Source organism: Duganella fentianensis, from assembly GCF_009857835.1.
Lineage (GTDB): Bacteria > Pseudomonadota > Gammaproteobacteria > Burkholderiales > Burkholderiaceae_D > Rugamonas > Rugamonas fentianensis.
Genome location: NZ_WWCL01000022.1, coordinates 1 through 820, shown reverse-complemented (window position 1 = coordinate 820; position 820 = coordinate 1). Strand labels below are relative to the sequence as shown.

Annotated in this window: 1 protein-coding gene; it reads right to left on the bottom strand. The window is 52.4% G+C overall.

Annotated features, from left to right (window positions below; genetic code table 11):
- Positions 1-52: 52 nt before the first annotated feature.
- Complete coding sequence (locus GTP23_RS22395) at positions 53-757, bottom strand: IS6-like element IS26 family transposase (protein WP_001067855.1); 705 nt, start codon at positions 755-757, stop codon at positions 53-55.
- Positions 758-820: the final 63 nt, after the last annotated feature.

Genomic DNA, 820 nt, shown 5'->3' with positions numbered 1-820 from the left:
GGCACTGTTGCAAAGTTAGCGATGAGGCAGCCTTTTGTCTTATTCAAAGGCCTTACATTTCAAAAACTCTGCTTACCAGGCGCATTTCGCCCAGGGGATCACCATAATAAAATGCTGAGGCCTGGCCTTTGCGTAGTGCACGCATCACCTCAATACCTTTGATGGTGGCGTAAGCCGTCTTCATGGATTTAAATCCCAGCGTGGCGCCGATTATCCGTTTCAGTTTGCCATGATCGCATTCAATCACGTTGTTCCGGTACTTAATCTGTCGGTGTTCAACGTCAGACGGGCACCGGCCTTCGCGTTTGAGCAGAGCAAGCGCGCGACCATAGGCGGGCGCTTTATCCGTGTTGATGAATCGCGGGATCTGCCACTTCTTCACGTTGTTGAGGATTTTACCCAGAAACCGGTATGCAGCTTTGCTGTTACGACGGGAGGAGAGATAAAAATCGACAGTGCGGCCCCGGCTGTCGACGGCCCGGTACAGATACGCCCAGCGGCCATTGACCTTCACGTAGGTTTCATCCATGTGCCACGGGCAAAGATCGGAAGGGTTACGCCAGTACCAGCGCAGCCGTTTTTCCATTTCAGGCGCATAACGCTGAACCCAGCGGTAAATCGTGGAGTGATCGACATTCACTCCGCGTTCAGCCAGCATCTCCTGCAGCTCACGGTAACTGATGCCGTATTTGCAGTACCAGCGTACGGCCCACAGAATGATGTCACGCTGAAAATGCCGGCCTTTGAATGGGTTCATGTGCAGCTCCATCAGCAAAAGGGGATGATAAGTTTATCACCACCGACTATTTGCAACAGTGCC